This window comes from Paracoccus limosus, from assembly GCF_009711185.1.
GTDB lineage: Bacteria > Pseudomonadota > Alphaproteobacteria > Rhodobacterales > Rhodobacteraceae > Paracoccus > Paracoccus limosus.
In genome coordinates this window covers 92803-106630 of sequence record NZ_WMIF01000005.1, presented here as the reverse complement: position 1 = coordinate 106630, position 13828 = coordinate 92803, and the positions used below count along the sequence as shown (strand labels likewise).

General features: G+C 67.0%; 16 protein-coding genes. 13 read left to right on the top strand and 3 right to left on the bottom strand.

The window, feature by feature from the left end; all coding sequences use genetic code 11:
• Positions 1–71 precede the first annotated feature (71 nt).
• The 9 genes from GL279_RS05575 (at position 72) to GL279_RS05535 (ending at position 6942) form a co-directional block, all read left to right on the top strand.
• Positions 72–1121: a TraB/GumN family protein gene (locus GL279_RS05575; RefSeq protein WP_155063623.1), complete on the top strand. Its 1050-nt coding sequence runs from the start codon at positions 72–74 to the stop codon at positions 1119–1121.
• Positions 1111–1452 (top strand): DUF4440 domain-containing protein, encoded by a 342-nt coding sequence (locus GL279_RS05570; RefSeq protein ID WP_155063622.1) that lies wholly within the window; start codon positions 1111–1113, stop codon positions 1450–1452. Before GL279_RS05575 ends, GL279_RS05570 begins: the two co-directional genes overlap by 11 nt.
• On the top strand, positions 1449–2090 hold the full coding sequence (locus GL279_RS05565) for a DUF1345 domain-containing protein (RefSeq protein ID WP_343039719.1): 642 nt from the start codon (positions 1449–1451) through the stop codon (positions 2088–2090). The genes GL279_RS05570 and GL279_RS05565 overlap by 4 nt, the downstream gene beginning before the upstream one ends.
• A 60-nt stretch (positions 2091–2150) precedes the next feature.
• Positions 2151–3071, top strand: a complete 921-nt coding sequence (locus tag GL279_RS05560) for a manganese-dependent inorganic pyrophosphatase (protein ID WP_155063621.1) — start codon at positions 2151–2153, stop codon at positions 3069–3071.
• 16 nt (positions 3072–3087) lie between these two features.
• Complete coding sequence (locus GL279_RS05555; RefSeq protein WP_155063620.1) at positions 3088–3957, top strand: TIGR01459 family HAD-type hydrolase; 870 nt, start codon at positions 3088–3090, stop codon at positions 3955–3957.
• A 105-nt stretch (positions 3958–4062) separates the two neighbouring features.
• Positions 4063–4506 (top strand): MaoC family dehydratase, encoded by a 444-nt coding sequence (locus tag GL279_RS05550; RefSeq protein WP_155063619.1) that lies wholly within the window; start codon positions 4063–4065, stop codon positions 4504–4506.
• Positions 4507–4538: 32 nt separating this feature from the next.
• On the top strand, positions 4539–5468 hold the full coding sequence (locus GL279_RS05545; protein WP_155063618.1) for a bifunctional riboflavin kinase/FAD synthetase: 930 nt from the start codon (positions 4539–4541) through the stop codon (positions 5466–5468).
• Positions 5468–5908: a YcgN family cysteine cluster protein gene (locus GL279_RS05540; protein WP_155063617.1), complete on the top strand. Its 441-nt coding sequence runs from the start codon at positions 5468–5470 to the stop codon at positions 5906–5908. Before GL279_RS05545 ends, GL279_RS05540 begins: the two co-directional genes overlap by 1 nt.
• On the top strand, positions 5905–6942 hold the full coding sequence (locus tag GL279_RS05535) for a threonine aldolase family protein (protein ID WP_343039718.1): 1038 nt from the start codon (positions 5905–5907) through the stop codon (positions 6940–6942). Before GL279_RS05540 ends, GL279_RS05535 begins: the two co-directional genes overlap by 4 nt.
• On the opposite strand, the gene GL279_RS19245 is transcribed toward GL279_RS05535, so the two are convergent.
• Genes GL279_RS19245 through GL279_RS05520 form a run of 3 tightly spaced genes read right to left on the bottom strand, consistent with a single transcriptional unit; the run spans position 6933 to position 9057 of the window.
• Complete coding sequence (locus GL279_RS19245; RefSeq protein ID WP_343039717.1) at positions 6933–7403, bottom strand: CinA family protein; 471 nt, start codon at positions 7401–7403, stop codon at positions 6933–6935. The two genes, GL279_RS05535 and GL279_RS19245, sit on opposite strands and share 10 nt — an antisense overlap.
• Complete coding sequence (locus GL279_RS19240; RefSeq protein WP_155063615.1) at positions 7400–7897, bottom strand: phosphatidylglycerophosphatase A family protein; 498 nt, start codon at positions 7895–7897, stop codon at positions 7400–7402. The genes GL279_RS19245 and GL279_RS19240 overlap by 4 nt, the downstream gene beginning before the upstream one ends.
• 5 nt (positions 7898–7902) lie before the next feature.
• On the bottom strand, positions 7903–9057 hold the full coding sequence (locus GL279_RS05520) for a bifunctional 2-C-methyl-D-erythritol 4-phosphate cytidylyltransferase/2-C-methyl-D-erythritol 2,4-cyclodiphosphate synthase (RefSeq protein ID WP_155063614.1): 1155 nt from the start codon (positions 9055–9057) through the stop codon (positions 7903–7905).
• A gap of 175 nt (positions 9058–9232) precedes the next feature.
• Between GL279_RS05520 and rpiA the strand changes: the two genes are divergently transcribed.
• The 4 genes from rpiA to hflC are packed head-to-tail and all read left to right on the top strand — an operon-like array spanning position 9233 to position 13719.
• Positions 9233–9958 carry a ribose-5-phosphate isomerase RpiA gene (gene rpiA, locus GL279_RS05515; RefSeq protein WP_155063613.1) on the top strand — a complete coding sequence of 242 codons (726 nt, stop codon included), beginning with the start codon at positions 9233–9235 and terminating at the stop codon, positions 9956–9958.
• Entirely contained in the window at positions 9955–11355 is a 1401-nt protein-coding gene (gorA, locus tag GL279_RS05510) for a glutathione-disulfide reductase (protein WP_155063612.1), read from the top strand. Before rpiA ends, gorA begins: the two co-directional genes overlap by 4 nt.
• A gap of 58 nt (positions 11356–11413) precedes the next feature.
• The gene (gene hflK / locus GL279_RS05505) at positions 11414–12622 is read left to right on the top strand and encodes an FtsH protease activity modulator HflK (RefSeq protein ID WP_155063611.1); all 1209 of its coding nucleotides are present in this window, start codon (positions 11414–11416) and stop codon (positions 12620–12622) included.
• Complete coding sequence (gene hflC, locus GL279_RS05500) at positions 12622–13719, top strand: protease modulator HflC (protein WP_155063610.1); 1098 nt, start codon at positions 12622–12624, stop codon at positions 13717–13719. The genes hflK and hflC overlap by 1 nt, the downstream gene beginning before the upstream one ends.
• Positions 13720–13828: the final 109 nt, after the last annotated feature.

Sequence of the window (13828 nt, the reverse complement as noted above, 5' to 3'; positions counted from 1 at the left end):
CGGCGGCCCGCCGTGCCATGCTGGCACCCACCCCGGCGCGGTCTGGCGCGCCACAAGCTGATGGATGCCCGATGCGCCTGAAATCCCTGATCCTTGCCTGTGGCCTGGGCCTTGCCGCCGCGCTGGCGGCGGCGCCGGTGCTGGCGGAATGCCGGGGCCGGAACCTGTTGCAGGACATGGCGCCCGCAGATTTGCAGGCGATCCACGAGGCCAGCGCCCGGGTGCCGTTCCATCAGGGGCTGTTCTGGCGCGCGACCAAGGGCGATCAGCACGTCACCCTGCTGGGCACCTATCATTTTGCCGATCCGCGCCATCAGCAGGTCATGGCGCAATTCGGCCCCGAACTGGACGGGGCCGCCGCCCTGCTGGTCGAGGCCGGCCCGGACGAGGAAAAGCGGCTGGCGCAGGCGATGCGCGACGATCCTTCGCTGATCATGGACGCCAAGGGCCCGACCCTGCCCGAACGCATGTCGGCTGCGGAATGGAGCGCGCTTTGGCAGGCGATGCAGGCGCGCGGCATGCCGGCGGTGGTGACCAGCCGGCTGCGGCCATGGTATGTCTCGGTCGTGCTGGCGGTGTCGCCCTGCATGTTGCGCGACATCAAGGCGGCCGGCGACACCGGCGGGCTGGACCATCAGCTGATCGCGCGCGCCCGCGCCTCGGGCGTGGCGATCCGCGCGCTGGAGCCTTGGGACACCGTTTTTGGCCTGTTCGCGGGCATGACCCCGAAAGAGGAAATCGACATGATCCGTGCCGCCATGCCGGCGGCGGAATATGCCGACGACTATACCGTCACCCTGACCGAGGCCTATTTCTCGGGCGACAGCTGGCTGATCTGGGAATTCGGCCGTCAGGACGCCTATCGCAATTCCGGCCTCAGCCGGGCCGAGGTCGATGACCAGATGCGGCTGGCGCAGGACAAGCTGATGGATCAGCGCAACCGCGCATGGATCGCCCCCATCGAGACTGCCGCCGCCGAGGCCGCCCGTCTGCACAAGGGCATTGTCGTCGGCTTCGGCGCCCTGCATCTTCCAGGAGAGAGCGGCGTTCTGTCGCTGCTGCAACAACGTGGCTGGACGATCAGCCCGATCAGCCCAGAGGGAGGTCAGGATGGCGGATGAGCTTTGGACAGAGGAACGCGACTTCTGGCTGGCCGGGGCCGCCGAAGCGGCGCGCCGGCTGGATGACGGTTGCCTGATGGCGCTGGCGCCCCTGGGCATCCTGACCCGGCGCAAGATCGTCGAGCATCTTTCGGCCTGCGCCCGCTGGCAAGAGGTAGGCTTTGCCGAGCGCGCCTCGATCGAGACCGACGAGATCTGCGTGCTGGCCTATCGCGTCACCGCCCGCCGTGCGGGGGCGGACACCTATCGCGCGCTGTGCACCACCAGCTGGATCCGCCGCGACGGCGACTGGCGCATCCTGCAGCATCAGCAGACGCCGGTTTCCGCGTGATCCCCGATCTGCGGCGGCATTACCGCTTTCTGGCGGCCTTTGTGCTGGGGGCCTTTGCGGGGCTTTTGACATGGTGGCTGCCGGGGGTGGACCGGCTTTTGGTGTTCGCCGACAGCTTTTTCCTGACCTATCTGGCGCTGGCATGGTGGCAGGTGCGCCGGATGACCACGGTCGAGCTGCGCGCCCATGCCGATGACGATGACGAGGGCATGTGGCTGATCGTGCTGATCGCGGTTTCCTCGGTTCTGGTGGGGCTGGTGGCCAATGTGATGACGCTCAGCGATCCGCATGGCGGGGTCTGGGCGCGGCCGGTGATGGCGCTGATCGCGGTGCCGCTGGGCTGGGCGATGATCCACACCGTCATGGCCTTTCACTATGCCAGCCTGTGGTATGTGCCCAAGGGCACGGGCTATCGGTGCGGGCTGGGCTTTCCCGGCCTTGGCGAGGGCGACGAGGCCGGGATCTGGGATTTTCTGTATTACAGCTTTACGCTGGGCATGACCGCGCAGACCTCGGACACGGCGGTGACGCTATCGGCGATGCGGCGCGTCACGCTGCTGCATTCGGCGCTGTCGTTCTTCTACAACACGGTGATCCTGGCGCTGGCGGTCAATGCGGCGGTCAGCTTGGGTCAATAGACAATGCGGGGCGTCCGGCCTATAAGGCGCGCGAATTTCCGATCCTCATAAGGTATGCCCATGATCAAGGTTTTTGGCCACAAGGCCCCCGATACCGACTCGACCGGCTCGCCCATCGTCTGGGCCTGGTATCTGACCGAGGTGCGCAAGGAGCCAGCCGTCGCCCTGCTGCAAGGCGAGCCGAACACCGAGGCCGCATGGATGCTGGCGAAATGGGACCTGCCCAAGCCCGAGATCTTTTCGGACGTGGCCGCCGGCGACAAATGCGTCATCGTTGACACCAACAACCCGGCCGAGCTGCCCGCCTCGATCAATGATGCCGATGTGATCGAGATCATCGACCACCACCTGCTGGCCGGCGGCATCAAGACGCGCCTGCCGATCAACATCACCATCCGCCCGCTGGCCTGCACCGCCACCATCATGTTCGACCTGATGGGCGAAGAGGCCTATGCCCGCGCGCCGAAAGCCATCAAGGGCGCGATGCTGACCTGCATCCTGTCGGACACGCTGGAATTCCGCAGCCCGACCACCACCGCGCATGACCGCTGGGTCGCCGAAAAGGTCGCTGCCGATCTGGGCGTCTCGATCCCGGAATATGCCGCCGAGATGTTTGCCGCGAAATCCGACGTGTCGGCCTTTAGCGAGGAAGCCCTGCTGCGCATGGACAGCAAGGAATACGAGCTGGGCGGCAAGCAGCTGCGCGTCTCGGTTCTGGAAACCACCGCGCCCAAGGTCGTGCTGGACCGCAAGGATGCGCTGATGGCCGCGATGCCGGGCGTTGCCGCCGCCGATGGTGCCGATGAGGTGCTGCTGTTCGTGGTCGACATCCTGAACGAGGAAGCGACGCTGCTGGTCCCGAACGATTTCGTCAAGGCCGTGGCCGAGAAAAGCTTCAACGCCACCGTCAGCGGTGACACCGTGGTCCTGCCCGGCATCATGTCGCGCAAGAAACAGATCATCCCGGCGCTGGCCGTCTGATCCGAAAGGCACCCAGATGACGCAGATCATTTCCTCGCTGGACGAGGTTGCGCTGAACTATGACGTGGTGTTCTGCGATCTCTGGGGCTGCCTGCACAATGGCGTGGCGGCCTTTCCGGCCGCCGTCGCCGCCCTGCAACGCTTTCGCGCCGGTGGTGGCCGCGTGGTCCTGCTGACCAATGCGCCGCGCCCGTGGAAATATGTCGCGGCCCAGCTGGACCGCATGGCGGTCGCACGCGACGCCTGGGACCTGATCGTCAGCTCGGGCGATGCGGCGCAGGACGCGATGTTTGCCGGCGTCGTCGGCCGCAAGGTCTGGGCGATCATGATGGACAAGGACGAGGGCTTTTTCGCCGACGTGCCGCCCGAATGGCAGGGTGCGCCGCCGATCCAGAGGGTTCCTTTGGACGAGGCCGAGGGCATCGTCTGCACCGGCCTTTTCGACGAGGTGAACGAGGTCCCCGAGGATTACCGCGCCCGGTTCATGCTGGCGCGCGAACGCGGGCTGAAACTCTTGTGCGCCAATCCCGATGTGGTGGTCGATCTGGGTGAGACCCGGCTTTATTGCGCCGGCGCGCTGGCCGAGTTCTATGACGATCTGGGGGGCACGTCGCTGTATTTCGGCAAGCCGCATCCGCCGATTTATGATCTGGCGCGACGCAAGCTGGGCGTCAGCGACGACGCCCGCATCCTTGCCATCGGCGACGGGATTGCCACCGATATCCGGGGTGCCGCGGGCGAGGGGATCGACGCGCTGTTCGTCTCGGGCGGTCTGGCGGCCGATCAGTTCGGCGATGATGTCGAAAACCCCGATCCGGCGCGGCTGGCGGAATGGCTGGCCACGCGCTCGGAAAATCCGCGCTACAGCATTGGCCGCTTGCGCTGAATGGCTCGGTAACAAATAGTCGTTTGGTATAGGTTCGGCGTTATTTTGTTGCTCGAAGGTCTTTTTGCTGCTATGCAGCATGAAGGCAACCGAGGGCATTGAATGATGCTGGACAATCTTCCCCGTGGCACGATCGTCATCGAGGATCTCGAAGTCGGAATGATGCGCCATCTGCAAAAGCTGGTCACCGATGAGGATATCGAGATGTTCGCGCAGATCTCGACCGACCGCAATCCGGTGCATCTGGACGATGATTATGCCCGCGACACCATCTTTCAGGGGCGCATTGCCCATGGCATGCTGACCGCCGGCCTGATCTCGGCGGTGATCGGCGAGCAATTGCCCGGTCATGGCACGGTCTATCTGGGCCAGACGCTGAAATTCATGGCACCTGTGCGCCCGGGCGACATGGTGCGCGCCGAGGTTGTCGTCGAGGCGATCGACCACGCCAAACGGCGCGTTACCCTTGCAACCCGCTGTCTTGTCGGTGATACGGTCGTCCTGAAAGGTGAGGCCGTCGTTCTGGCGCCAAGCCGTAAATTCGACTGACCGGGCCGGCCTGCGGCCCATCGGGGGCCTGATTGCGCATCCATCACGACTGGACAGCTCTGCCGCCGGACGCCCGTGGAGCCAGCATCGCCATGGGCAATTTCGACGGCGTGCATCTGGGACATCGTTCCGTCATCGATCTGGCGCGCAATGCCTGCGCCGCGCCGCTGGGCGTGCTGACGTTCGAGCCGCATCCGCGCGAATATTTCCAGCCTGACGCGCCGCCCTTTCGGCTGATGAACGCCGAATCGCGCGCCAACCGGCTGGCGCGGTTGCAGGTGGAACAGCTTTACGAACTGCCCTTCGACGCGGTTCTGGCCGGGCTTTCGCCCGAGGAATTTGCCCGGCAGGTGCTGTCGCAGGGTCTGGGCGTGCGCCATGTCACCGTTGGCGCCGATTTCTGCTTTGGCCGCAAACGCTCGGGCGATGTGCGGGTGCTGACGCGGCTGGGCCATGAGCTGGGCTTTGATGTGACCGTGGCGCCGCTGATCGGCGACGGGCAGAACGAATACAGCTCGACCGCGATCCGCACCGCCCTGACCGAGGGCCGGATGCGCGACGCCGAGCGGATGCTGGGCCATTGGCACCGCATCGACGGCGAGGTGATCCACGGCGAAAAGCGCGGCCGCGAGCTGGGCTATCCGACCGCCAATATGGCGGTGGACGGGCTGCATCTGCCCAAGCTCGGCGTCTATGCCGTGCTGGTCGATGTGCTCACCGGGCCCGAACAGGGCAGCTACAAGGGCGTGGCCAGTCTGGGTGTGCGGCCGATGTTCGGGCGCAACCAGCCGAATCTGGAAAGCTTTATCTTTGATTTCGATGCCAGCCTTTATGGCGAGCATCTGTCGGTCGCGCTGGTCGAATACCTGCGCCCCGAGCAGAAATTCGACGGCCTGCCGGCGCTGATCGCGCAGATGGACCGCGACAGCGCCCGTGCGCGCGAAATCCTGTCGAGCCGATGATGCGTGAGCGTTTCTGGGAACTGCCGCTGAACAGCCTCAAGCCCGACGAATGGGAGGCCATGTGCGACGGCTGCGGCAAATGCTGCCTGAACAAGATCGAATACGAGGACACCGGCGAGGTGGATTTCACCCGCGTCGCCTGTCGGCTTCTGGACAACGACACCTGCCGCTGTTCCAGCTATGCCAACCGGCATGACTATGTGCCCGACTGCATCGTGCTGACGCCGAAGAAGCTGAAGGAAATCGCCTGGTGGCTGCCCGCCACCTGCGCCTATCGCCTGCGGGCCGAGGGCAAGCCCCTGTATCCGTGGCACTATCTGATCTCGGGCGATCCCGAAACGGTGCATACCGCCGGCATCAGCCTGCGCGGCCAGACTGTCAGCGAGGCCAGCATCACCGAGGATGACTGGGAGCAGTATATCATCGAGGACCAGTCGTGAATTTCGGCTCGGACAACACTGCCGGCGCGCATCCGGCGGTGCTGCGGGCCTTGGTCGAGTGCAACGAAGGTGCCATGGCCTCCTACGGGGCCGATCCGGTCAGCCAGCGCGCCGAGGCGGCAATCCGCGAGGTGCTGGGCTGGCCCGAGGCAGTGGTGCGTTTCGTCGCCACCGGCACGGCGGCCAATGCGCTGGTCTGCGCGCAATTCGCGCCCTCTTACGGCCGGATCTATTGCCATGACGCCGCGCATATCCATCGCGACGAATGCGCCGCGCCCGAATTCTATTCGCATGGCGCCAAGCTGGTGCCGCTGGCGGGCGAGGCCGGGCGGATCGCGCCGCAGGGACTGGCCGGCGCCATCGGCTTTGGTGCGGCGGGCAGCCTGAACGACGGCGCCAATGCGCTGGTCTCGATCACCAATGCGACGGAATGGGGCACGGTCTATGCCCCGGACGAGGTTGCGGCTTTGGCGGATGTGACACATGCGGCCGGGCTGGCGCTGCATATGGACGGGGCGCGGTTTGCCAATGCGGTGGCGGGTCTGGGCTGTGCCCCGGCGGATCTGCTGCGCGGCGTCGATGCGCTGTGTTTCGGCGGCACCAAGAACGGCGCGCTGGCGGCCGAGGCGGTGGTGATCGCCGATCCGGCCCGCGCGCAGGGGCTGGATTACCGGCGCAAGCAATCGGGCCATGTCTGGTCCAAGCAGCGCTTTCTGGCCGCCCAGATGCTGGCGCTGGTGACGGATGGGCTGTGGCTGGATCTGGCGCGCCGTGCCAATGCCATGGCCGCTGCCTTGGCGCAGGCCATCGTGGCGGCGGGCGGCGCGCTGGTCGTGCCGGTCGAGGCCAATGAGGTCTTTGCCCGTATCCCGGCCCATGTCCACGCCCTGCTGGGCGCCCATGGCGTCGGCCATTCGCTGTGGCAAGAGCAGCCGCCTGCGGCGGGCGAGCCGGTGGTGATCCGTCTGGTGACCTCTTGGGCCACGCATGAGGATGACGTGGCCCGTTTCCGGCACCTGCTGGATCAGGGCTGAAGCGCCCCGGCCAAAAGCGCCAGCGCATGGTCCACAGTGGCCGCGCGCACCTCGGCCCGGCCGATGGCGCCGAAATCGACCGTTTCGGTATGGGTGCCAAAGGGATCGGCGAGACCGAAACAGACCCGGCCCTCGGGCTTGTGCTCGGACCCGCCGGGGCCGGCAATGCCCGTCACCGCAACCGCGATGCCGGCTTGGCTGCGGGCCAGCGCGCCCTGCGCCATTTCGGCGGCGATTTCCTCGCTGACGGCGCCATGGGCGTCGAGGGTTTCGGGGCGGATGCCCAGCATCTCGACCTTGGCGGCGTTGGAATAGGTGACAAAGCCGCGATCAAAGGCGTCGGACGAGCCCGCCACATCGGTCAGCCGCCCGGCGATCAGCCCGCCGGTGCAGCTTTCGGCGGTGGCGATCATCACGCCCCGGCGGCGGGCGAGGTGCAGCACATCGGCGGGATTGGTCACAGCATCGGCTCCAGCAGGCCATGGTAAAGCCCGGCCAGAATGACCGAGACCACGCCCGCGAACAAGCCCGCCAGCAGATCGTCCAGCATCAGCCCGGTAGCATCGCCCCGCCGGTCGGCGCGGCCGATGATCCACGGCTTCCAGATGTCGAACAGCCGAAACAGCAGGAAGGGCGCGACATAGCCCGGCCATGCCGTCAGGATCGATACCCCGTGCCGGGCCAGCGGGATCACGGTGAAGGATAGCGCCAGCCATTGCCCCGCGACCTCGTCGATCACCACCCAGGACGGATCCTTGTCGGCGCTGTCCGCCAGCACGCGCGGCACCGCCCAGAACCCGGCGAGCACTGCCAACACAAAGCCTGCCGGCACCAGCCAGGGCGCCAGATATTCATAGGCCAGCACCGCGATCAGCACCGCCGCAGCCGAGCCCCATGTGCCGGGCGCGGGCCGCAGGTGGCCTGCGCCGAAGAAACTGGCGATCATCCGGTCCATCGCCATCACCCCCGGACCAGAGTGGCGGTGGCGATGGCGGCAATGCCTTCCTCGCGCCCGGTAAAGCCCAGCCGCTCGCTGGTGGTGGCCTTGACGCTGATGCGGTCGGGGTCGACGCCGATGATCTCCGACAGGCGCAGCGCCATGGCGCCGGCATGGGGGCCGACCTTGGGCCGCTCGCAGATCAGCGTCACATCGGCGTTCGAAAGCTGATAGCCCATCTGCCGCGCCAGTTCCGCCGCGTGGCGCAAAAAGATATGGCTTTCCGCGCCCTTCCATTGCGGGTCCGAGGGCGGGAAATGCCGGCCGATGTCGCCCTGCGCCAGCGCGCCATAGATCGCATCGGTCAGCGCATGCATGCCGACATCGGCATCCGAATGGCCCAGAAGTGCCTTGTCATGCGCGATCCTGACGCCACACAGCCAGACGTGATCGCCCTCGGTAAAGGCATGCACGTCAAAGCCATTGCCCAGCCGAATGTCCATCGCTTCCCCCAATATCCTTTCGGCGCGGGCGAAATCGCCGGGCCAGGTCAGTTTCAGATTGTCCTCAGAGCCCGGCGTGACCGTGACCGGCAGGCCGGCGCGCAGCGCCAGCTCCACATCGTCGGCGCCGCCCTCGGGAAAGCGGCGATGCGCGTCCAGAATTGCCTGCAGCGCAAAGCCCTGCGGGGTCTGGGCGCGAAACAGCCCGTCGCGGGCGGCGGTTTCGGTCACAAAGCCATCCTGCGCCCGCCACAGTGCATCCGACACCGGCAGCGCGGGCGCGGCCGCCGGGGCGCCGGCTTGCAGGGCGGCCACCACGCCGTCGATCACCGCGCGGCTGACCAGTGGCCGGGCGGCGTCATGGATCAGCACATGCGTCACGCCGCTGCCTTCCAGCGTTTCCAGCGCGGCCCGGATCGAGGCGCTGCGGCTGGCGCCCCCCGCCACCAGCACCACCGGCCCTGCCAGAGCCGCGACCCCGCGCGCCATATCCTCGGGCGCCAGCGTCACGATGATGCGCGAAAAGCCGGAAAACGCCTCGATGCTGCGGCTCAGAACGCTGCGGCCGCCGATCTCGCGCCATTGCTTGGGGGTCTCGCCCCCGGCGCGGGTGCCGCGTCCGGCGGCGGTGATGATCGCGGCATAGGTCGGGGGAAGGGGCGCGGATGTCGTCATGGCGGCATGATTAGGTCAGCAGCCGGGCGCTGGCAACGGGCGATGCGGGCGCAGCGACGTGGGGGCGATCACGCGTATTTCGCCGGGACGTTGCGCGCTGGCCGGTTGGCCCCCGGCCGGGCTTGTGCGTATAAGATGGGGCAAACCCCAGGTCCCAGCGTATCGGAGCCCCGCCATGAGCCAATCTTCGCCCGTCGATCCCGCCAAGGATGCCGCCGCCCGCGCCGCTGTGGCGCTGGTGCAGAACGGCATGAAGCTGGGCCTTGGCACCGGCTCGACCGCCAATATCTTTGTCGACCGTCTGGCCGAGCGGGTGCATGCCGAGGGGATGGACCTGATCTGCGCCTCGACCTCGAAGGCGACGGCGGAACAGGCCCGCGGGCTGGGGCTGGTGGTCGAGGATCTGAACGATATCGGCTGGCTTGACCTGACCATCGACGGCGCCGATGAGGTGGACCCCGACCTGAACCTGATCAAGGGCGGCGGCGCGGCGCATCTGCGCGAAAAGATCGTCGCCACCGCCTCGGATCGCATGGTGGTCGTGGCCGATCAGGGCAAGGTCGTGGACCGGCTGGGGGCCTTCAAGCTGCCGGTCGAGGTGATCGCCTTTGGCTGGAAGACCACGCGCCGGCAGATCGAGCGCGCTCTGGAGCGGCTGGAGCTTGCCGACCGCCCGGTGATCCTGCGCGAAAAGGACGGCCAGCCCGTCATCACCGATGAAGGCAACCTGATCCTTGATCTGGATCTGGGCCAGATCCCCGACGCGCCGCAGCTGGCGCGGGCCTTGTCGGCCATCGCCGGCGTGGTCGAGCACGGGCTGTTTCTGGATATCTGCAACCTTGCGATCATCGGCCGCGCCGACGGTTCGGTGGTCGAACTGGAACGCGAGGATCTGCAATGAGCTTCGACTATGATCTGTTCGTGATCGGCGGCGGTTCGGGCGGCGTGCGCGCGGCGCGGATCGCGGCCGGCGAACATGGCGCCCGCGTCGGCATCGCCGAGGAAAGCCGCATGGGCGGCACCTGCGTCATCCGCGGCTGCGTGCCGAAGAAACTGATGGTCTTTGCCTCAGAGGCGCCGGCATTTGCCGCCGAGGCCCGTGGCTATGGCTGGAGCGGCGCCACGGCCGGCGCCTTTGACTGGACCGCATTCCGCCGCAAGCTTGACACCGAGCTGACCCGGCTGGAGGGCGCCTATACCGGCGGGCTGGTCGCGGCCAATGTCGATGTCCACAAAAGCCGCGCCCGGCTGGTCGATGCCCATACCGTCGAGCTGGCCGATGGCAGCCGGCTCAGCGCCAAGCATATCCTGATCGCCGTCGGCGGTCGCCCGGTGCGGCCCGGCATTCCGGGCGACGAGCTGGGGCTGGTCTCGGACGATGTCTTTCTGCTGGACCGTCTGCCGCGCAGCATTCTGGTGGTCGGCGGCGGCTTTATCGCCTGCGAATTCGCCGGCATCCTGCAGGGGATGGGCTGTCAGGTCACGCTGGCCTATCGCGGCGATGCGGTGCTGCGCGGCTTTGACGAGGAAATGCGCCGCCACGCCACCGAACAGCTGCGCGTCAATGGCGTCGAGCTGCGCCTGCCCGCCACGCCCCAGCAGCTGGAGCGCGAGGGCGATGCGATCCGCGTCAGCTTTGCCGATGGCAGCAGCGCGGTCTATGAACAGGTGCTGTTCGCCACCGGCCGCGCGCCCCATACCAAGGGGCTGGGGCTGGACGAGATCGGCGTGCGTCTGGGCAGCCGGGGGCAGGTGCTGGTCGATGAATGGTCGCAAAGCTCGGTGCCGTCGATCTTTGCCGTGGGCGACGTGACCGACCGCGTGAACCTGACCCCGGTGGCGATCCGCGAAGGGCATTGCTTTGCCGATACGGTCTTTGGCGCCAAGCCGCGCAAGGTCGATCATGCGCTGGTCGGGGCGGCGGTCTATCTGCGCCCGCATGAGGTGGCCTCGATCGGCCTGACCGAAGAGGCGGCGGCGGCCAGCGGCCCGCATGATGTCTATGTCGCCAGTTTCCGGCCGATGCGCTCGCTGTTTGCGGGGTCGGACGCGCGGATGGTGATGAAGCTGATCGTGCAAAGCGGCGGCGGCAAGGTGGTCGGCTGTCACATCTTTGGCCCCGAGGCCGGCGAAATGATCCAGCTGGTGGCGATCCCGATGGGCATGGGCGCGACCAAGGCCCAGTTCGATGCCGCCGTGGCCGTGCATCCGACGCTGGCCGAGGAACTGGTCACCATGCGGCGGCCAACCCGACATATCGGCGGAAAGATCGCTGAAAATCCCGTGGGTTCGGCTTGATTTTCAATCTTGCGGCACCAGTTACAAACAGATCGACAAGCGACGAGGCAAGAGACGGATGGCAGGACAAGGCCCCTGGGGCAGCGGCGGAGATGACGGCAAGGGCGGCAAGGAGCCGCCGCAGGGCGGGCAACGTCCCTGGGGCAATGCCGGGGGCAACCAAGGCGGTGACCGCAACAAGCCGCGCCCGCAGGGCCCGGGGCGCGGTGGCAGCCAGATCTCTGAAATCGACGATCTGGTCCGCAAGGGTCAGGACAAGCTGCGCGTCCTGATGGGCGGCAAGGGCGGCGGTGGTGGCACCGGCGGCGGGCCGCGCCGGCCACAGGGGGCGGGCTTTCACATGGGGCGCGGCAGCTGGGGTCTGGCGGGGCTGGGCGTCGTCGCGGTCTGGGCCTTCATGTCCTTCTATACCGTTGGTCCCGACCAGCGCGCCGTCGAGCTGCTGTTCGGCCGCCCCTTTGCCACGGCAGAGGCCGGTCTGAACTTTGCCCCCTGGCCGGTGGTTCGCGCCGAGGTCGTCTCGGTCTCGGGCGAGCGCACCACCGAAATCGGCACCGGCCGCGCCGGTCCGATGGATTCGGGGCTGATGCTGACCCGCGACCAGAACATCGTCGACATGGCCTATCAGGTGGTCTGGAACATCTCGGACCCGGAAAAATACCTGTTCAACCTTGCCGATCCCGAGGACACGATCCGCGCGGTGGCCGAATCTGCCATGCGTGACATTGTGGCGCGTTCGGAACTGGCGCCGATCCTGAACCGGGATCGTGGCACCATCGGCGAAGATCTGAAGCTGGCCGTGCAGCAGACGCTGGACGCCTATGAGTCGGGGATCAACGTGGTGCGGGTCAACCTTGACCGCGCCGATCCGCCGCAAGAGGTGATCGACAGCTTCCGCGAGGTGCAGGCCGCGCAGCAGGAACGCGACCGGCTGGAAAAAGAGGCCGACGCCTATGCCAACCGCGTGCTCGCCAACGCCCGCGGTGAGGCCGCGACCGTGATCGAACGCGCCGAGGCCTACCGCGCCGATGCCGTGAACACCGCCGAGGGCGAGGCCGCGCGCTTCAACTCGGTCTATGACGAATATATCAAGGCGCCGGAGGTCACGCGCCGCCGGATGTATCTGGAGACGATGGAGAAAGTTCTGGGTCAGGCCAACAAGGTCATTCTGGACGGAGAGGTCGGTCAGGGCGTCGTGCCCTATCTGCCGCTGGATCGCCTGCGCGGCACCGCGCCCGCTGACGCCAAGACCGGGGGGACCCAGTGATGAACCGTGCGATTTCGCTTCTGGCCCTGCCGTTCCTGATCGTGGTGGCCGTTCTGGTCATGGCCTCGGTCTATATTGTCGATGTCCGCGAAAAGGCGCTGGTGCTGCGCTTTGGCGAGGTGGTCGATGTGCGCGAAAACCCGGGCCTTGGCCTGAAGGTGCCCTTCATCGACCAGGTGGCGCGCTATGACGCCCGCATCCTTGGCATCCCGACGCCGCCGATGGAGGTGACGCCCTTGGACGACCGCCGTCTGGTGGTCGACGCCTTTGCGCGCTGGCAGATCACCGATGTGGTGCAGTTCCGCCGCGCCACCGCCGCCGGCGGGGTGCAATTCGCCCAGCAGCGTCTGGCCGATATCGTCACCAACGCCATCCGTCAGGTGCTGGGCTCGGTGCCCTCGACCACGGTGCTGTCGGATGACCGCACGCCGCTGATGAACCAGATCCGCGATCTGGCGCGCGAAAACGCCAAGGATCTGGGCGTGCGGGTGATCGACGTGCGGCTGACCCGCACCGACCTGCCCGAGCAGAACCTGACCGCGACCTATGCCCGGATGCGCGCCGAGCGCGAGCGTGAGGCCGCCGACGAGATCGCCCGCGGTGGCGAGGCCGCGCAGCGCGTCCGTGCTGCCGCCGACCGCACCGTGGTCGAGCTGACCTCGGAAGCGCGCAAGAAGGCCGAGATCGTGCGTGGTGAGGCCGATGCCAGCCGCAACGCGATCTATGCCCGCGCCTTTGGCCGCGACCCCGAGTTCTTTGCCTTCACCCGCTCGATGACCTCTTACGAGCGCGCGCTGAAGGGCGAGAACAGCTCGCTGGTGATCAAGCCCGATGGCGAGTTCTTCGACTATCTGCGCAGCGATGGCGCCGAGCGTGCCAATCCGGTGCCGGCTGCGGCCACCGCCGCGCTGTCGGTGATCGAGGGCGCGGTGGCCGATCCCGCCCCGGTCGCGGCAGATGTCGCCCCGACCGAGACCGACCGCGAAGGCCAGCCTTTGGGCGAGGCGGCGGGCGTCACCCTGACGCCGATGCCGGAATCGCTGGCCACCCCGCCGCAGGAAAAAAGCGTGGTGCCGCAAGCGCCGGCGGCGAACTGATCGCGCGGGGCGGGCTCATCCCGCCCCGTTTTACCGCTTAGATAGAATGCTCCGCCAATACTGCAACCCAGCCCCAGCGTAGGATGCTGCGCCGCGGCTAAAAGGTTAA